The organism is Pseudomonas sp. BT76 TE3572 (assembly GCF_050435365.1).
Classification (GTDB): Bacteria; Pseudomonadota; Gammaproteobacteria; order Pseudomonadales; family Pseudomonadaceae; genus Aquipseudomonas; species Aquipseudomonas fluorescens_W.
Genome location: NZ_JBNDKE010000001.1, coordinates 6,888,439 through 6,906,186 on the forward strand (window position 1 = coordinate 6,888,439; position 17,748 = coordinate 6,906,186).

The 17,748-nt window shown below is 58.7% G+C and carries 21 protein-coding genes; 1 reads left to right on the forward strand and 20 read right to left on the reverse strand.

Annotated elements, in window-relative coordinates:
• Window positions 1-26: 26 nt before the first annotated feature.
• Genes ABH912_RS31520 through ABH912_RS31560 form a run of 9 tightly spaced genes read right to left on the reverse strand, consistent with a single transcriptional unit; the run spans window position 27 to window position 7,494 of the window.
• Complete coding sequence (locus ABH912_RS31520; RefSeq protein ID WP_429512741.1) at window positions 27-2,780, reverse strand: conjugative transfer ATPase; 2,754 nt, start codon at window positions 2,778-2,780, stop codon at window positions 27-29.
• The gene (locus ABH912_RS31525; protein ID WP_429512742.1) at window positions 2,780-3,196 is read right to left on the reverse strand and encodes a TIGR03751 family conjugal transfer lipoprotein; all 417 of its coding nucleotides are present in this window, start codon (window positions 3,194-3,196) and stop codon (window positions 2,780-2,782) included. Before ABH912_RS31525 ends, ABH912_RS31520 begins: the two co-directional genes overlap by 1 nt.
• The gene (locus ABH912_RS31530) at window positions 3,159-4,676 is read right to left on the reverse strand and encodes a TIGR03752 family integrating conjugative element protein (protein ID WP_429512744.1); all 1,518 of its coding nucleotides are present in this window, start codon (window positions 4,674-4,676) and stop codon (window positions 3,159-3,161) included. Before ABH912_RS31530 ends, ABH912_RS31525 begins: the two co-directional genes overlap by 38 nt.
• Window positions 4,666-5,478 carry a TIGR03749 family integrating conjugative element protein gene (locus ABH912_RS31535; protein WP_429512745.1) on the reverse strand — a complete coding sequence of 271 codons (813 nt, stop codon included), beginning with the start codon at window positions 5,476-5,478 and terminating at the stop codon, window positions 4,666-4,668. Before ABH912_RS31535 ends, ABH912_RS31530 begins: the two co-directional genes overlap by 11 nt.
• Window positions 5,475-6,116 carry a PFL_4703 family integrating conjugative element protein gene (locus tag ABH912_RS31540; RefSeq protein ID WP_223473666.1) on the reverse strand — a complete coding sequence of 214 codons (642 nt, stop codon included), beginning with the start codon at window positions 6,114-6,116 and terminating at the stop codon, window positions 5,475-5,477. Before ABH912_RS31540 ends, ABH912_RS31535 begins: the two co-directional genes overlap by 4 nt.
• Entirely contained in the window at window positions 6,113-6,526 is a 414-nt protein-coding gene (locus ABH912_RS31545) for a TIGR03750 family conjugal transfer protein (protein ID WP_429512746.1), read from the reverse strand. Before ABH912_RS31545 ends, ABH912_RS31540 begins: the two co-directional genes overlap by 4 nt.
• 7 nt (window positions 6,527-6,533) lie before the next feature.
• The gene (locus ABH912_RS31550) at window positions 6,534-6,905 is read right to left on the reverse strand and encodes a TIGR03745 family integrating conjugative element membrane protein (RefSeq protein ID WP_429512747.1); all 372 of its coding nucleotides are present in this window, start codon (window positions 6,903-6,905) and stop codon (window positions 6,534-6,536) included.
• A gap of 17 nt (window positions 6,906-6,922) precedes the next feature.
• Window positions 6,923-7,162, reverse strand: a complete 240-nt coding sequence (locus ABH912_RS31555; RefSeq protein ID WP_429512748.1) for a TIGR03758 family integrating conjugative element protein — start codon at window positions 7,160-7,162, stop codon at window positions 6,923-6,925.
• Entirely contained in the window at window positions 7,159-7,494 is a 336-nt protein-coding gene (locus ABH912_RS31560) for an RAQPRD family integrative conjugative element protein (protein ID WP_429512749.1), read from the reverse strand. Before ABH912_RS31560 ends, ABH912_RS31555 begins: the two co-directional genes overlap by 4 nt.
• A gap of 307 nt (window positions 7,495-7,801) precedes the next feature.
• Here ABH912_RS31560 and ABH912_RS31565 point away from each other — a divergent pair, with 307 nt between their 5' ends.
• Entirely contained in the window at window positions 7,802-8,173 is a 372-nt protein-coding gene (locus tag ABH912_RS31565) for a histone-like nucleoid-structuring protein, MvaT/MvaU family (RefSeq protein WP_429512750.1), read from the forward strand.
• Between the two features lie 281 nt (window positions 8,174-8,454).
• Here the strand turns inward: ABH912_RS31565 and ABH912_RS31570 are convergent, their stop codons facing one another.
• The 11 genes from ABH912_RS31570 to ABH912_RS31620 form a co-directional block, all read right to left on the reverse strand.
• Window positions 8,455-9,186: a TIGR03747 family integrating conjugative element membrane protein gene (locus tag ABH912_RS31570; RefSeq protein ID WP_429512752.1), complete on the reverse strand. Its 732-nt coding sequence runs from the start codon at window positions 9,184-9,186 to the stop codon at window positions 8,455-8,457.
• Between the two features lie 90 nt (window positions 9,187-9,276).
• The gene (traD, locus tag ABH912_RS31575; protein ID WP_429512753.1) at window positions 9,277-11,382 is read right to left on the reverse strand and encodes a type IV conjugative transfer system coupling protein TraD; all 2,106 of its coding nucleotides are present in this window, start codon (window positions 11,380-11,382) and stop codon (window positions 9,277-9,279) included.
• Between the two features lie 9 nt (window positions 11,383-11,391).
• On the reverse strand, window positions 11,392-11,907 hold the full coding sequence (locus ABH912_RS31580) for an integrating conjugative element protein (RefSeq protein WP_429512755.1): 516 nt from the start codon (window positions 11,905-11,907) through the stop codon (window positions 11,392-11,394).
• Window positions 11,904-12,452 carry a lytic transglycosylase gene (locus ABH912_RS31585; protein ID WP_429512757.1) on the reverse strand — a complete coding sequence of 183 codons (549 nt, stop codon included), beginning with the start codon at window positions 12,450-12,452 and terminating at the stop codon, window positions 11,904-11,906. Before ABH912_RS31585 ends, ABH912_RS31580 begins: the two co-directional genes overlap by 4 nt.
• Window positions 12,434-13,153, reverse strand: a complete 720-nt coding sequence (locus ABH912_RS31590) for a TIGR03759 family integrating conjugative element protein (protein ID WP_429512758.1) — start codon at window positions 13,151-13,153, stop codon at window positions 12,434-12,436. The genes ABH912_RS31585 and ABH912_RS31590 overlap by 19 nt, the downstream gene beginning before the upstream one ends.
• 9 nt (window positions 13,154-13,162) lie before the next feature.
• The gene (locus ABH912_RS31595) at window positions 13,163-13,834 is read right to left on the reverse strand and encodes a chemotaxis protein (protein WP_429512760.1); all 672 of its coding nucleotides are present in this window, start codon (window positions 13,832-13,834) and stop codon (window positions 13,163-13,165) included.
• Window positions 13,831-14,373, reverse strand: a complete 543-nt coding sequence (locus ABH912_RS31600; RefSeq protein ID WP_429512762.1) for a PilL N-terminal domain-containing protein — start codon at window positions 14,371-14,373, stop codon at window positions 13,831-13,833. Before ABH912_RS31600 ends, ABH912_RS31595 begins: the two co-directional genes overlap by 4 nt.
• A 106-nt stretch (window positions 14,374-14,479) precedes the next feature.
• Window positions 14,480-15,226: an ABC transporter substrate-binding protein gene (locus ABH912_RS31605; protein WP_429512763.1), complete on the reverse strand. Its 747-nt coding sequence runs from the start codon at window positions 15,224-15,226 to the stop codon at window positions 14,480-14,482.
• A gap of 52 nt (window positions 15,227-15,278) precedes the next feature.
• Entirely contained in the window at window positions 15,279-15,773 is a 495-nt protein-coding gene (gene radC, locus ABH912_RS31610) for a RadC family protein (protein ID WP_429512764.1), read from the reverse strand.
• A 100-nt stretch (window positions 15,774-15,873) separates the two neighbouring features.
• A complete protein-coding gene (locus ABH912_RS31615; RefSeq protein WP_429512766.1) occupies window positions 15,874-16,131 on the reverse strand; it encodes a hypothetical protein in 258 nt (85 codons plus the stop codon).
• Between the two features lie 71 nt (window positions 16,132-16,202).
• Window positions 16,203-16,784: an STY4534 family ICE replication protein gene (locus ABH912_RS31620; protein WP_429512768.1), complete on the reverse strand. Its 582-nt coding sequence runs from the start codon at window positions 16,782-16,784 to the stop codon at window positions 16,203-16,205.
• Between the last annotated feature and the right edge of the window lie 964 nt (window positions 16,785-17,748).

A 17,748-nucleotide genomic window follows, 5' to 3' on the forward strand; every position in this document is an offset into this window, starting at 1 on the left:
AGAGCGCGTTACCTGAATAGATTCCCCTATGTGGGTTCTATGCCTCGCGCTCTATCGATCCGTTCGGCTACCCGGTAAGCCGCTTCCAACTCTGAGCAGCCATTCTCCTGCATCAGTGTCCAGCGCTCGGCTTTTTCCTCGGGCTCTGTCATCGCCAGTGCGAGGTAAAGACTGGGCGGCACGGCCCGGAACAGCGTTTCGAGCTTTTTCGACAGCACCACTCCTTCGGTGTATTTCCCCGGCTCCTTGCTGGCGGAGAGCAACAAGGCTTTCTGTGCCGGCGTGAGCTTCTTGAATCGTGCGATTTCCTCAATCTCCGCGGGCGGCATGTTCAAACAAATCCACCATTCGATCATGTTGAGCATGGTCTGCGCGGCCGTGGGGAAATCGGCAAGGTTCTGCGTCGCCAACCAGAACCAGGCACCGAGTTTGCGCCACATCTTCGTGCCCTTGACCACGAATGGCGCCAGCAGCGGGTTTTTGGTGATGATATGGCCCTCGTCGGTGACCATGATGATCGGCCGGCCCAAATACTGATCGCGCTCGGCGAGGTTGTTCACGGTGTTCATCAGGCTGATGTAGCTGATGGACATCTGGGCTTCGTAACCTTCACGAGCATAGGTGGCCAGGTCGACAATGGTCACATCGCTCTCGGGCCAAGGCGTGCCCTCACGATCGAACAGTTCACCCTCGAAACCCTGGCAAAACAGGTCGATGGACTCGCCCATTTCCTGGGCACGCTCACGACGCTTCTCCGGCAAGTGCGGGTCGGCGGCGACGCGCAGCAAGGCGTCGCGCACGTCACGGGTCAGCACCTGACGACCCGCCGCGACACAGGTCTGCGCCGCATCGAGAATGCACTCGCGGATCAAGCTGCGATCGGCTCGACTCAGGCGCGCCTCTTCCTTGGCCTCGCCCCCGGTGATCATCAGCCGGGAGGTGATTTCCAATTCGCCGAGAACATCGCGCTGGTCTTCGCGACTGCTTACCGCCTCATCGTCCAGCTCGTCGATCGACAGACTCGCCACCCGATCCGGCTGCTCGACCAGGCGCCAAGCATCGGCGAACGGGGCGAGACTGACCGAGGCGCCAGGTTTCAATTGGATCTTGTTGACCGACAGGCTCTGTGTCGCGAAGTAGTCTCCCTGCAAGCCGAATGAGTTGCCGGCCTCGACGATAAACAGGCGAGGGCGGTACACCGCCATGACCTGCATCAGCAGGGTGACCAGGGTGGCCGACTTACCGGCGCCGGTGGGGCCGAACAACAGCAGATGGCCGTTCATGGCCCGGTCTAGACGTGACAACGGATCAAAACTCAACGGTGAGCCACCACGATTGAACAGGGTGATGCCCGGGTGGCCGGTGCCGGTACTGCGGCCCCACACCGGAACCAGATTCGCCAGGTGCTGGGCGAACATCAGGCGGGTGTACCAGTTGCGCGTGTCGCAGGCCGGGTTGTACGCCATTGGCAACCAGCGCAGGTAGCTGTTGCAGGCGGCGACCTCGTCGCCTTCACGTACTGGTTGCAGCCCCGCACCCAGCAGCGCGCTGGCCAGGCTGACCGAGCGCTGGTGCAACTGCTGTTCATCGTGACCGCGCACGTAGAACGCCAGGGTGCCACGGTACAGCTTGTGCTGGCGGCCGATGATCGCGCGAGCCTCTTCGACATCCTGGCGGGTCTGGGTCGAGGCCAGGTTTTCACCGATGGCTTTGCGCGCCAGTCGGTTCAACTGCTCTTCGAGCACATCCTGCGGTTTGACCACCAGGGTCAGGCTCATCACCGTACCTTCGGGTAACTGGTCGAACAGGGCATTCACCGCGTCACCCTTGCGGGTTTCGCCAGTGAGTTGGCCAATCAAGGGTGCCCGCCGCAGTTTGTCCACTACCATCACGCGGTGGGGCTGCTCATCGAAATACCAGAGTCCGCGATGCACATCCGAATGCGGCTCATTGAAAAATAGCCGCTCGGCGAAGTCATGATCGAAGGGCAGTTCCAGCGACTCACCATCGCCCGATTCCGGATAGGCCACGCGGCGGTAGAAGTCCTCAGGCTTTTCATCGCTAAGTTTGGGGGCCGGATTGAACCAGGGCAGCAGCCAGGCATACAGACTGCGGCCATCGACTCGCGTCGATTGCACCCCGCACGCCTGCAACGAAGCACCGATACGTTCGCAAGCCTGTTGCAGGGATTGCACCGGGCTGAGTCCCGTCTCCTCATCGCCAGACCCGAGCCAGCGATAAACCACCAGGCGCACCCGGCGGTTGTTGCCACGCCAGGGCAGGCGCGTCACCACCTTATCCTCAAACAGACCACCGGGCTTGGCGATGGCCTGCAGATGACGACGAGTGAGTTCCAGGTACGCTCTGGTGAAGATCGTGCCTCGTGCGCGGTCGTGCACATAATCGGTGAACCGGGTCAGGTAGGGGGTGAAGTCGTTGTCGTCTTGGCAGAAAAACTGCGCCACCCAAGGCGCTTGATCCAGCTCGTCAAAGCTGTCCTGCAGGGCATCCTCGAGGGCATCGCGGGCGGCCATCAACCAATCGGGTTCACGCCCTTCGGTGCCGATGGGTAGTAGCTCGAACACCGCACCCACCGAGCGATTGTCATCGAGCAGAAAACACTGCTCGCTGTCGAGGTACTCGACCCACGGCAGGTGATCGGTGAAGCTGGGGTTGTGCGCGTAGAGTGCAGCTTCATCGGCCAAGGTCGCGCGCGGGCGCAATGGGTTGCGCCAGGCTTTCCACGTGGCAGTGCGGTTGCCCGCATCGCTGGTACGCACTACAAGTCTTCCTGACGTTCACCAGGCAATGCGTACTGCACCCGTTGGTAAAACGGAAAGACGGTCGAGTACCCCGGGATCGGTGCCTGCTCGGTGCCACTCAAATGCGGATACACGTACAGCACCAGATCGGGATTGGGCAGGCGAGGGAACAAATTGTGGATCTCGTTCGTCTCTGTGCGCGTGTACGGTTCCTGGAGAGAAGCGGAGAAGTCTGCCTGAGCCAGCGGGCGGCGTAACTGCTGCCGAGCATCCAGCAGTTGCTGCTGAGTGCCTTGCGAACCCGCGCCGTTCCAGATGTCCAGCATGGTTTGCTCACCATGGGGCAGCAGCGTCTCTTTGTCGGTGGAGCACCCCGCCAAGACCAGGCAGAGCAAGCTAATCCAATTCAGACAGAGAGGCATGGTCTTTTTCATGGCGAACGCTCCGGCCCTTGGGCTCATAGTCGATGGTGATCTCATGGTCGAGGTGCAGGGCGACCTGTGCGGCAGGTGGCACGTACACGGCAGCAAAGGCTTCGCCATACAGTTTGTTGACCCACTCACGGATGTCGCTGACCCCACCACTGAGAATTGAATTCAGTGCGCTATTGCCACTGCTGCTGGTGACCCCGAGCGTACTGCCGCCCGAACTGATCACGCTGCTGTTGTTCTGCTCATCCCCGAGCAAGGCGGCGACACCCGCGCCGGCTGCAGTGATCAGACTCTGGCTGCCGAGGTACTGCTGGGCGTTCGAGCGACGCTCGCCGGCAATGCAAGGAATGCCATACGGATCGGACAGGTAACCGAGTCCACCACGGATCTTGTCGGTGCTCGAGCTCTGGGCGGTGGAGGCATTGCGGGTGGCTACTGCCTTCGGCTGAGGCACTGTACGGATGGTGCCATCGATAAACACAAAGGTGATTGACTCGACCTGTCCGCGTACGCAAGACAGGGTCCAGTCACCGGACGCCGTGCCGCTCATTACGGCCCCCGCGACGTCCGGCAGGTCGATGCCGTTGGCGGTCAGGTTCTCGGGGCCGACCAGCACCTTGAAGGGATAGGGATCATTCACGGTGCCGTCCACCGGGACTCGGCCGATCAGCGCGGTCATGGCGACCGAGCCCATCAGCGTAGCGTTTTCGGGGATGGTGTAGACCGGCTTCGCACCTTCGGTACGATCAACGGATCGCGTGAGGTCATGCTCACCCTGGGTGACCGCACGTAGCTGTTTCTGGCCGCGATCAATCGCGTTATCGTTCAAGCCTTCCAGTGAGTTGAAGGCAGTAGGCAGACTCAGTGCGGAGGCGGTCTTGGTTTTGCCTCGGGCGTTGGTGGACGGAGCATCCGAGGGTTCAATCCACTGCAGCGCATCATTGGCAGAGTGTTGCCCCTCGAATTGAGCCCCATCGCCCGGCTCAAGCCCCAATCCGATCGGCATGTCCTTGCTTTTGCCAGCCAGCCCCGACAACTGTTCCTGCAATTGCGTCAGCAGGCCGCGAGCCTGACGACTGTCTTGTTCCGCTTTGAGTCGGGCCTCGTTGGCTTGGCGGCGGCCTTCGTCGACCTGCTGGGTCACACTGCCAAGCGCGGTCTGGAGACGCGAATCGACACTGTTTTCCCGCTCGCGTAGGCGGTTGTTTTCCGTCTGCAGTGAGTCATTGTGTTTCTTCAAACCAAGCATGTCGCTGCGCATGGCCTTCACCTGGCCGACCAGGGTGGCGACAGTGTCGCTTGGGGTATCGCCCGCAATGCCGAGCGACTTGGCTTGCTCGGCGGATAATTGAATATTGCCCTGATCAACTGGGTGCGCTGGAGTAGGTGTGCTGCCACCCGGGACCCAGGTTTTCAGGATGATCAGCACCACGCCCAGCAGCGCAGCCGGTACCAGCCATTTGAGCAAGGCGTTAGCTTTCATCGTCAGCACCTCGCGCAATAGGCAGGAGCAGCACGGCTTGCTCGAGGCCGGCACCACGAGTGACGAGGTAGGTGATCGTGGTGTCTTCAGGACTGCCGACCGGCCCGAGGACAGCATGTTGGAAGGTCGCGGCGAATAGCTTGGCCTGCAGTCGGCGCGGATCGAGTTGCACCGTCTCTGAACCACGATTGCGCAATTTCACCGCCGTCACCCAGTAATCACCGAGTCGCCAGGCGGCGATGGGTGTGCTGGACACGTTTTCGGTCGGCAGCAGGGTCGGCAGTTCGGTGCGCAGCTTGAGCGGTACGTGGCGTATGCCGGGCAGGGACTCCACGGTGCGCAGCGGCGCGTACAGGCTTTGCGCGGCGTAGCGCGTCAAAGCGACCGGGATCGGTGTACGTTCTGGAACAGGGACGGTGCTCGACTCAGCCTCGGTAGCCTGCACCTGAGCATTCTTGAGAATACGCACGGGCTCCAACGGTTGATCACCAGGCGTGGCCGCGATATCCAGCAGGATGATCTCGCCCGTCGCGACCGATTGCAGTTGCAGTCGGGTCGGGGCAATGGCTTCCGATGCGCGCAGGTACAGCGTGCCGCCGGTTGATTGCACGCGCAGCTTGCCCGTCAGGATTGAGGGCACGCCGACGCGAACAGCCTCATCGACAAAGACCACCCGCTCCTGATTGATCACCAGTGGGACCGCAAGGGGAAGGCGTTCCCAGTGCATCAGCTCGACGGCCTGCGCTGCAACTCCCCATAACATCAGTGCGACTGTCACTCCCAGGGTAGACATCCGCTTCATGGCTCACCTCCAGGCAGGGAGATTTTTTGCGGCGTGCCCTGATAACAATCCAGTGCCAGCCCCCACTTATTGCGTTCGGGGTCCAGGTCGAAACGCACCACGCGCAATGGATAGCGCACCACCACCCGTTTCACCGGTTCAGCGGCGTAATACTCATCGGCGTTGAGGTCGAGCTTGACCAGCCAGCTGTCACGGTCGAGTTGCTTGACCCGGAGTTCAGGATCCTCGCTGTAGCCTCGACCCAGAATTTCGTAGACGCCACGAACTCGCTGACGCAGTTCGCCGGCGGCCTTGCGGTACTCATAATCACCGTCAAGGAAGGCCTTGCAGGAGGGTGTCAGGTAGGACTGTAAGCCATAGATGGCGCGGCGATAGTCCTGTTCTCCATCTGAGGGCCAGCGGTTGAGCTGACCAAAGATGTACAGGGCAAAGGCATACACATTCTCTGAGGGGATATCCCACCACTTGCGAGTGCTGCCCGAGCGCAGATCCGGTGGTACATGCACGGTCAGATCGGTCGGTGCCGAGCGCCAGCCGTACCAGAGCCCGGCACAGACCAGGGCAAGGATTATTACCGCCAGACGCAGGCTGAAGATATGGGCCTGTTGGGCGTCCACCTTATTCCGAAAACGACTCATGGTTGCCACCGGGACAGGGCAGGGCGCAGTCGATGCGAACGGCGAACCGTCCAGGCGCCAGAGTGGAGAATCAAACTTCCGCGCCCCAGGCGCCAACGGCTGGCGAGTATCCATTCGAGCTTGCGGTACAACCAGGTCTCGGGGCGAGCCCGTTTGGCCAGACGCAGTAGTGTGCCACCGGCAAATAACACCACCGCCATGCTTGCGATCATGCTGGTCGGCGCCACGGCAATGGAGGCGGTGGCGATCGCCAGAGGAACGCCCAGCAGCAGGCCAATGACGGCGCCGGTGCCGAGCGCTACCCACATCTCATCATTGGTTAAACCGCGCAATACGGCGGGATCACGATTGAGTCGCTCTGGCAGAAAGACCAAGGTGCCGTCGGCAAGGCGTTCGATTTTGTCGTTCATGCCGACCTCACAGAATCGCGGCAGCCTTGGTCAGGAACCAGATGATGATCACCACCAACAGAGCACCGATACCGACCACCGCACCCAAGTCCTTCCAGGTCTTGCGCTGGTTCTGCACGTCGGCATAGACGGTCAGGGAATGCCAGGCCACGCCGAGAAACGCGAGCAGGGCGATCAGCAGGCCGAGCAGGATACCGCCGTCGTAGGCGTAGTTTTTGATCGTCTCGATCAACCCGGAGCCTTCGCCGCGCGAGGGGGCTTCCATGGTGGGGAGCTCGGCTAAAGCCAGGCTTGGGCCGAGCACCAGCAGCAGACCGATCAAGCGTTGGCTCGTACGATCACGCAGGTTGTTTTTCAGGGGGACAAGGCACTTGAACATGACGGCGATCTCCTGGATTAGGAAAGGGTGAAGAACATCAGAACCAACAACACGAGCAGGACGCGGGCGGCGCTGCCGCCCAACGCACCGAAGCGCACGCTGCCAGCCGCCCAACCCCGGTAAGCCGTCCACATCACCCAGGCACACCACAGCAAAACCAGGACGAGAACCAGGGACAGCCAGAGCGTCGAACTGCTCTGCGGTGAGAAACCGGACGCGTTTTGAAAGGCAGCGGTCTGAGCCTCAGTCATGCTCATGGCGAGGGCTCCGCAGGCGGAGTGTCGAAGCGATAATCACCGACCAGTTCAATGGGATCGCGGGGTTGCGCACGGGAAGGGAACAGATAGCCCTGCACACCTTGGCGGATATGCTGAATGTCTTGGGAGAGGCGGGGGTAGTCGAAGCGATAGCGATCGTCTAGTTGAGACGCGCTGGCTGCCTCAGCTCGTTCCGCAAGGCGTTCGATAATGTCGAGTTGCTGCTGGACTAGGCTGAGCTGTTCCTGCTCATGAGCCGACGCGGCATAGCCGCTGCCATGAGCGATGGTCAGTGAAAGGAGTAAAAAGCAACGAAAGACGGTATTCGACATGATGCTGGTCCATGTGGAGATGGAGCCAGCATCAAGTTAGCGCTTGAATTACTCATTATAAAACGCGAGATGGGATGTATCGCATTTTTGGAGGCGGGCGGAAGAAGTTTACCCACACCTACACCAGCAATCGATTGGGTGAAAAAGAGAGCCCAGTCTAGCAATCCTTCCCCATTAGTAATGTGTTGCTCATAAGGCAATGAGTGGATTCACTTCTGCTTAAAGCGCGTATGGGTGACGAAGAGTCAATCATCGCTTAGCATGGAGGCGTTCACTTCTCATTTCCCTAACTCGAAGGAAGTTTCGCATGTCTCGTTTGGCTGAATTTCGTAAGCTTGAACAACAACTGGCCGAACAGCTCGCAGAGCTCGAGTCGATGAAAAGTGACTCCGGTCTGAAAAAAGAAATGGAATTTGAGAGCAAACTACGTGCGTTGCTTGGCGAGTACGGCTTCAGCTTGAAGAACATCATTGGCATCCTGGATCCAGAAGCTGGCCGTCGTACTTCGACACCAATAGCTACCCCCGTAAAGGCAGTCCGTAAGGCTCGTGAAGTGAAGATTTATAAAAATCCGAACTCTGGTGAGGTGATCGAAACCAAGGGAGGAAATCATCGTCAACTGAAGGAATGGAAAGCCGAGTTTGGCGCAGACGTTGTTGACTCGTGGCGTACTCAGTAAGATCGGTTTGATGATCAGGGGCCTGTAAGGGCCCTTTTTTATCGGTGAGTAAATCCAGAGTGCAAGTCTTGACCCAGTCCTGCACCAGTTTAATTGGTGGTTAGATCCTTGATATTCCCCAAATCTTGGAAACCTACATTCCATCTGATGCTCTAACCCATAGTGGGAGTCGAGGACGACCTCTAGCAGCTTTATTTACATTCGTGTGATGTGTCAGTTTTCGGTCGCGGGATAACTATCCTGGCATCGGGGTATGTAAAAGAAAGATTGGTTTTTCCGAATCAGAGATACTTCTTGAATGTGGTTGCCGTGATTGCCGTAGTGATGCCGAGCATCACCGCACAAGGCAAAAACACGGCAGTGGGATTGAGCGAAAAGGGCAGGGACAGGTAAATGACCCAGGGCACGATCAGCAGTGGCATCACGGCTCGTTTAGCACGATGGTAGACAAAACTGCTCTCTCGCCCAGCGCCAAATTTTCGTAGGTCACGGCGCATCAGTCCATCGACAAAACCAGTGAACATGGCCAGCAGAAACAGGGGGATGGCCAGGACCAGAATGGTAAGGCGCACCACGAAGGTAAAGGTCACATACACCGCCGCCAGCACGAAATCCTCAATACTCACGTAGAGTTGATTGGTCCAGCTCCAGAAGCCGTTGCCCTGGTTCGACACTCGCGCCTGCCGGGCAAAATCCGCAAAGCCAGTCTTGACCAGCAGCCACTGATTGAGGAGCTCCAGCCACTGGCCAATCGTTTTTCCGGGCTGTTGGAGAATGAGTGAAGATTTGAAGTGCTCACTCAGCCAGACCAATTCGCTGCTCAGCATGGCCTGACTATGCCGCCAGCCCTGATCACCCCAGAACAGCAGCAAGCCGGCGAACTCAATCAGAATCGAGAACAGCAACGAGGTGATCAGTACACCGATGATGCGCAGGACCAGGTTGATGGCTGAGACGATCATTCCCGGATGCTGGATCGGTTGTGGCGGCGTGTTCTGAGCGGAAGTCGTCATCGTTCACTCCATTGTGCGCTGCAGAGGTGATGTGGTCACGATGCCTTTTGGATAGTTTTCTATTGAATAAAAATCGGTGGCGGGGGCGGGTTACCCCACCTGTTCTAAATCGAAGTCAATTGTTGGCCCACCACCGCTTGCGCTCCACCATTGCCCCGCCTGCTCGTTGTAAGCCGCTCGCATCCGTTGGGTGAGCTCCTGCAGGTCCTTGGGCATGGCATCATCGTTGGAGGGTTTGGGTAACGGCATACGGACTTTCCAAAGCTGGCCACCGGCCTGGAAAGAGAACATTTGTCCCTTGGGTAAACTGACGATATGAGCAGGCTCGATCAACGGCACGCTGGTGCTGCTGACGCGGTCCTGCAAGGACGAAGTGAAGTCTGTATTGGCTTCAGGATCGGAGGTGTCAGTCGCCCCCGACACCAGGGTTTTGGTCAGCACGTTTACCTTGGGCAATTGCTGGGTGAGCAGTTCCGCAGTGGCGGTTTCGCGCACCCGCAGCATCTGCAGGGTGTTGAAGTTGCCAATAACCTGGCCAGCTTTGGCGCGGTTGCCGATACGTGCTTCGATATCGCTGAGGGTCTGGGTGTAGGCGGTTACCTGGATACCGGCACCGCCACCCTTATTGATCAGCGGGATGAATTCATCGCCCATCAACTCGTTGAACTCGTCGGCGTGCAGGTTGATCGGTAACTTGACACTGCTCCTGCCCGATGCGGGCAGGCCATGGTCGATGCCATGTTTGTAGATGTGGCCGGCGACCGAGACCAAATCGGCGAACATGGAGTTGCCCACAGCGGCGGCCACTTCGGCGTCGGTCAGTGCATCTAGGCCGACGTAGACGATGCCGCGTTTTCGGATGATCTGCATCCAGTCGAAGATTGGCCGCGGGTCATCTAAATCGGTGTAGTTGGGGGCCAGTAACTGTGCGGTCTTGCCGGTGGTGAGTTTCTCCAGCAGCGGCAGTAGCGAAGCCACGATTTTGTCGAAGTAAGTACGGTCGTAGCGTACCGCCGAACGCAGTCCGTCCAGTACCGGATCAAATACCCGTTTCACCGCCAGGTACTGCTCGATGGCCACCACGCGCTTTTCGCGCCCGACCATATGCCGGGGAATGTTCTTCTCGGTGAGCTTGCCTTCAAGCTGGACAATCACTTCCCACGCTTTTGGGTCGGTCTTGGCAAAGAACTGCTGGGCGTACTCGATGAATAGTGCGTCGATGTTCACCACATGTCGCTGAATCTGCAGGTAGTCCGGACGTCGGCCCAGTTCGATCAGAGCGCGGGCAATGATGTTGACGAAGCGCCAGGCAAACTCGCGAAATGCCGCGGAGTTGCCTTCACCGCTGAGCTGACCGGCAATGCGAGACGCCACCTCAGAAATGCGTCCGAAACGTCCCACGGCGTTGTAGCGAGCGGAGATCTCTGGCCAGCCCAGATGGAAGATATAAAATTCCTTTTCTCGACCGGCCCGTTTGGCTTCGACGTACATGCGCTTGAGCAAGTCAGCGTCGCCCTTCGGATCGAAGACGATGACTACCTCGTGTTCGATGCGATGAATGTCCTGGGTGATATACACCTCGGCGAGCCGGGTCTTGCCGACACGGGTCGTGCCCAGCACCAGGGTATGTCCGACCCGTTCGCCCAGCGGCAGACTGATTTCCGTTTCATCGGGCTCGACCCCATGCAACAGCGGCGACCCACCGACCGGGGGCAAAGGGCGCATCGGATTGAAGGCACTGTCCCAGGCCGTGACACGGGCCAGTATCGAGAGTGGAAATGGTGCATGCTCCAGGCGCCGTTCGAGACCACGGGCCAAGCGGTAGCTGGTCGGTTGGTCGACATAGTGGGCGACCGCCGGATCCTGGGCCTCGACCAAGCGCTGGGTGTGCAGGCGGGTCCAGCGAAAGCCGCGACCCATGAACAAACGCTTACGGCTGACCGGAATCTGGCGACTGGTCAGTTCGTAGCGGGGCAGCCGACGGATATTGCGCCGATAGCGCAACACCTCCCAGGCTTGGCGCAGACGAATCAGGCCAAACAGGGCATAGGCCAACGCTGCAACCAGACCGATCTCGGGTGACAGGGCCACGGCCCAGGGCGAGTACACACACAGCACGGCGGCGGCGATGCAGATCGCCACGGTGTACAGCTCCACCGCTGGCCGGAGCTTGGACTCCATTGCATGGTCGGCCATGGCTTGGACTCACTGTTCCAGTGATGTGGCGGTGATCAATACGGGGTAGTGCTCTATCTGCAGGCGAGTGGCGATGTCGTTGCCGTTGACCGGCAGGATGGTGATGCCCGGAGCGGCTGCTCGAATCCGGGCTAGGACTTCAGTATCGGCCACTTCGACGGCGAGGCCGGCCGCGCCCATTTCCTGCAGTTCAGCTGCGCGTTGACGCAACCAAGCCAGTGATTGGGGATCCTCACCGACCAGGAAAAATGGCCGCAAGCCCGGCATGTTCAGGGCGCGAGGCGTGATTTTGCCGGGGCTCAACTGAGAGCTGCGGATGGGCAGTATCCAGGCTTCATCGGTAACCGTGGACAGGTCCGCATGCATGGCCCGATCAGGCTGGATCTTGTTGTTTATTAGCGGCCTGGCAACCTGAAAATGGGGGCGGGTGAAGTCGCTAGGCTGATCCCCGGCTACGGTCAACTCCGGCTGCGCGAAAGGTGCCAAGAGCAAGATGAAGTAGCATGTAAGTGGCATTTGCTTCATGGTGGTGTGTCCTGTTTGAAGGCAATCAGCAGTCGTTCGAGTTGCCGGGAAAAACCTGCGCGGTAACGTGCGGCTGGCGCTCCTCCCGCCGGGCGGTGATAGCGTCCGGCAGCCAAAACCCAATCACCGGTGGTAGCGTGATGCTCCTGCAACAGCTCGGCGGTCACCGCGAGATTTCGGTAGGGATCAAGGGCTTCGCAGGGACTGGAAAAGCGTTGTCCGTGGTAACCCAGGTTGGTTTGCCCGAGACCGACATCGACCCGCTTGGCGTCATGTCGGGCGAGTGCCTTAAGTAAGGCGTGACAGGCGGCCTGGCGAGTGGCGAAGCGGTAAGGGCTACCGGCGATGTTCAGGGTCCAAGGCCAGGGCCGCAGGCGACCACGGACGCGGATACCACTCTCCTGCAGGGCAATCGCGAACAACACCGTAGAAGGAATGTCGGCGTCATGCGCCGCCAGTTGGTAGGCAGGAGGCGGCAATTCGTCAGCTTGGACGGCGAGCATCGTCAGCATGAGCGCAATAGCACTCAGTCGAGGCGTTGCCATTGTCCGTTCACCTGTTGAAATGTGGCAGGCAATGGCCCCGGGGCACCCAGGTTGAACCAGCGACCACGGTCATGGTTCAGGGTGATCTGCCGACGTTGGACCCTTGCCGGATCGATGTCCGCTTGCCGAGCCCAGCTACGGATGCGTTCATCCTGGCCTTGGCTGCCCACCAGATAGATATCGAACGCCGTGTCACTGTTTTGCAGACGCTGCGCTTCGGCGGTGCACGCTGGGCAATGGTCCTCGACAAACAGAGCTTGGCGCGGCGCGACCGCTGAGTTGGTCGGGGATGGGGATGCCATGCCCTGGATCGGCAGCAGCCCGGGAAACAGCTTGGCCCAGGCTGCGGTGTAAGCGTTCTGGTAGGCCAGTTCGCGCTCGGCGCGTTTGGCTTCCAGCGCTACCTGTAATTCGGCATAGCGTTGGCGCTCTTGGTCGGTCTCGGCCTCGACTCCGAGTGCGGTCAACGGATCGAGGTTCGGGCTCCAGAACCCGCGCGGGCCGGCTTGGATCTGTTCGAAGCGCGTCCACTCCTGCTCGGTCAGCCCCCAGCTCGCCGCCTGTTCAGAGTCAGAGCGCCCCAGCGGAGCAGACTGCGTGTCCTGGGTCCGAGACTGTATCGTGACGGGGTTGCCCATCGCAGCGCCCATGGCCAGTAACGAAGCGAGACAGACAACGGTGGGCAGTAGCGCTCTGTTCATGATCACTTCTCAAGGGAGGAGCACGGTCTGATCTGACTGAGCGGCCACCGCGAAGATGGCTGAGTTCGGCTCCAGCACTTTCAGGTGCCAAGTTCCGAGATGCTCGCCGCTATGCAGCAGTCGAACATCCATGAGAGCGCGACTGTCATGAGGTGCGACCGCTAGAAAGCGCTCACCCCCGCGGGACTCGACACCCAACACCGAGAACGGGGGTGAGAGCGGGACGGGCTTGGGGCGAGCGGCTTTTCTCGGTTTGGTTACGGAAGACGTCAGCGGTGGGTGGGATGACTGGGTCCTGAGGTCCAGAAGCTGCTGCTCGACGAGCTCAAGGCGTGCGTGTAGCGCTGTTATGTCTGCTGCGTTGGCGCGGGCTGCCAGACCATCGCGCAATTCCTGTATCTCTTGCGCCCACTGATCCAACATCGGATCAAGGGTATTGGCCTGTTGCTCACCGGTATCGACCATCTGCTTCAGGTCTTTCAGCGCGTACTGCAGCTTCTCCTGTGCATCCTTGAGGGCGTTTGAATCACGTTGCAGGATGTCCAGGGTTTGTAGGTGTTGAGTGTTCGTGCTCTGCAGTTCGGCCACGCGTTGATACTGGTTATACAAACCACCACTCAGGCCGGCGACCACTAGGCATAGCAGCCCAATGATGAGGGTTTGAAACGTCGAGGCTTTCATGGGCGTAACTCCGACTGATCGGGCGAGACGGGTGTGATCAGCACGATGCCGGCATCAGTTTTTTTCTGTTCGAAGCAGACCGAACGGCTGACATCATCGGTCGTGAGTTGCCAGGCGGGGCCAGCGAGCACTTGCAGCGCGCTGTGCAACGGGATTGGGCCAAGCCGGTAATGAGCTGCGGGCAGAGGGCGGGTAAACAGCACCTTCACCGACGCGGAAACAGGACAGAGCGCATAGCCCGAGCGTTGCAATACATACTGCAACGCATCCTGCACTGAAGGGCTCAGGCTGGATGGGATGTTCACGTCAATAATTTGGGCAAGAAGATCGCGTTGTTCCATGGTGGGCTCGGTGCTGACCAGTGTGTAGCGGCCATAACGAAGTTCTGCCGGATGCCTTTCGTCGGCTGTGACCCTCGAGTGCTGGGCCCGATTGAAGCCACTGTCTATCTCTGGATTGGTCGGCAAAGGGTCGGGGATTTGCGCGGTGCAGGCGCTCAACAAACCCAGCAGGCAGACAGGCGTGAAAAAACGCTCCATGGAAGAAACCTCATGTCAGATTCAGTGCAGAACCTGACATGAGGTGAAGGAGCGATTCAGTGAGAAAGTTGATTCAAGGTGGGTCGTGTTAACACTGAACACGTTGCTATTCATCGAAAATGGCGAGCCCATCCAAGACGGCAGCGTCGGGGTCGAAGATCAACAATCGCACATCCGTCAACGCCGCCAGATACAGTACGTTGACCAAGGCTTCCGGTGTGCCTGCGTCGAGTTGTTCTTGTCTCAAGCTCGAATAACGATTGCCCTCAATGTTCAACAAGTTCTCGTCCGTCCATGGCATTCCGATCAGTTTGCAACCGATACCGCAGCAATCTGGCAGCGTAAAAAGTTCGAACAAGAGGCCGGTTTGCCGCAGAGCGAAGTTACTGACCCACTCCTCCAGATAAAGCATCGATTCTTCGGGAAGGTGCGCGGTACTGATTTCCCAGGCTCGACTGTAGTGTCCCGTTTCGAAGCTCAAGCCATGAACCATGGCTTGTGCCTCTTCCAGGGAGTACAGGTCTGCGACGTGATACGGCTCGTTGAGCATTTCGCCCATCACAGCGTAGATCACTTGGCGCACCAGGCCGGTGGACTGACAGCGTTCATCCAAATCATCCGGAATGGATTGGCCTTCGCTGATCACGGCGAAATCGTCATTGAACAGGCAGGCGAACAGTTGCAGCTCATTGTCGGGCAGATGGGCTTGTGAGTTGTGCACGTGTCGAAAGCAGGGAGGGCAGTCGTCTTCGTAGGTGATCAGTAGCAGCCGTTCGATATGAAGGTTGTCGTAACCGCGAGCAAATGGGTTTGAGGCTGTCAGCAGGGCTGCAGCTTGGTGTGTGGGGTTCATGAGGGTTCTCCAGAATGAAAATGAACAAGGCGCCCGAAGACGCCTGTGAGGGTTAAAGCCAACCAAGTTCGGCAAGGGAAAGTGGACGACCTTCACCCACGATGAAGTGATCCAGTACGCGCACTTCGATCAAGGCCAAGGCCTCTTTCAACCGTGCGGTCAAGACGCGATCCGCCTGGCTGGGTTCTGTACAACCTGAAGGGTGGTTGTGAACAAAAATGGCGGCCGCAGCGTTATGCGCGAGGGAACGCTTGACGACTTGGCGGGGGTAAACGCTGGCGCCATCAATGCTGCCGTGAAAGAGGACTTCGAACGCCAACACCCGGTGTTTGGCATCGAGAAATATCACACCGAAGACTTCATGCTCTTGTTGCACAAGATGCAGTTTTACGTATGAGGCCACAGCGTCAGGCGACGTCAGGTTAGGGCCGCGGGCGAACATCCGACGATCCAGAATATGCAGTGCTTCGTCGATCACCTGGTTTTCTTGGACGATACGATCAGCCTCGAAATCCGAAGTCTCGATCAGTGTGAGTTGGGTGCTCATGGTGGTACCTCCGAAGGGAACAATCAGGGGTACACACCCGAGGGGAGTGGTGTCCCCGAGGTGGATATAGAGTTGCGGGCGTCAGCAGATGGCGCGCTGTTTACAGCCGCGTGAATCGGTGGCGTTGACCGTGTAGGTGTGAACCACAACCGTCGCAGGGCAATGGGGAAAAGGCTTTTATTCCCCAGCCAGTTTCGGGATCGAAGTCGGCACTGATGGGCATTAACCGAACCAGTCCTCGATGTATGCCGGCGATGCGTTTCTCAATTTTATCCGTCGTGTAATAGAGCGATAACGTGCTGTAGTCCTCGTAAGCAGTAGCGAACAGGCAGTCGTCGCAAAGCCAGAAGGATTCCATGTTGGTTCTCCTGTGCGGATTGAAGAAAAGGCGCTCGACGGAGCGCCTTGATGAGGAACATCGTGGACTGTTCAGGCGGACTGAACGGTACGGGTGGCATCACGGCGGGCCGTGCGGGGAGTGGGTGGAGATTCAGGTTCGACCCGAGTCTCTGTTGGGTTTGCGGTCTCCTCAGCTTCGGTGTCAGCCGATGATGGGGATGGCTCACTGTTTGGCGCTTGCTCAGCAGGTGCTATTACTTCGTGCCTGGCGGGCGCTTTGTATTCGAACGTGCCGTTGACCTTGATCCAGTCGATGAACAGCAAACGACCTTTCAGGCTGGCGCCCGGTTGACCTTGTTTATCGCCTTTCTCGTAGAGAAACGGATCGATCCACAGGTCGCCGATACGGAACGAAAGCAAGACCTTTTTCTCGGCTTTGACGGCGTCGATATAGAGACGAATCAAGCGTTCAGCTTCACCCCCAGCGACTTTGCAGTCGAAACGGGTGTACTCCACCGCATCGGTGGCACCGTGCAGGGCGGCGATATCGCAAGCCATGAATGGCTGGCCGCGGCGGACTTGTACTTCACGAACACGGTTGAGATAACCGATACCGACGGTGTGCAGATTGAAGTAAGTGGTCGCTTCTTGGGAGTGGTTGGCGTGGGTCATGGAGGTTCTCCTGTTTCAAGGGAAAACGGCGACGCACAGCCCCTGACGGGGAAGTGAGCCTCCGTCAGGGTGGGTAAGGTGAAGGCGAGCGATGAACGACTCGCCACCGGCAAGCCGATGACGATCAAAACGATGCGTCTGGGGAAATAGCGGTGCAGCAGAGGAGCGTCTGCGGTGGTGATTCGCAGGCATGAGGTAGTGGGCATTCATTACCGCTGAAGCGGTAACCGCGCGAGCTTCCGAACGCTGATCGCACTTGGGTAAACCACCACGAACGTGGCGTAGCCTTGAAGGTTCTGGCTACCTGGGCTGGGCTGTCAACGACAGCGAACCACGCCCTTTGTATAAGCCTGTCATAGGGGAGCGTCAAGACGCTGCCACCCGATTTTTTATGGCCGGAATATAGTGGTAGTCACTGGACTGAAGAAAGTGAAGAGTGGGCCTGGCGGGGTGCCAGGCGAAGAAGAGAAAAGCCACCTTTGACGGTCGTACGCAGTCGACAAACTCCTCGCAAAACTTTACTCACTGCGTCACGCTTCGCCAACCGACCCTTGTCGTGGCCCGGGTCGGAACATGCTGGCACGCATCCGCGCACAAAGGGTGCCCAGTGTTTCCCCGGTGGGCTCCGGAACTGAATACGATCGCTGAAGCGGATGACCGCTATTGCCTGGTAGAGGCAACAGTGGTCATCCGCCACCGTGATCAGGTCGAGCACAAATCAGGAATGAAATTCCGCAGAAAGAGAAGGCTCCGAACTCAAGGAGTTCGACCGAGCTGCCCGGAGCGATTCGGTCTTGGGTCGCCGTTGGCGATGATCCTGAGACACTACAGCAGAGAGGGTGGGATCACGTCAAGCCAGTGGGCGATCTCGCATAAGCCACTACATTGAGCACGATGAAAGAGGTTACTTACTGCCGAGATGAGCGGCCAATTGTTCGATGGTTGCCAGGATAAAGGCGCGGTC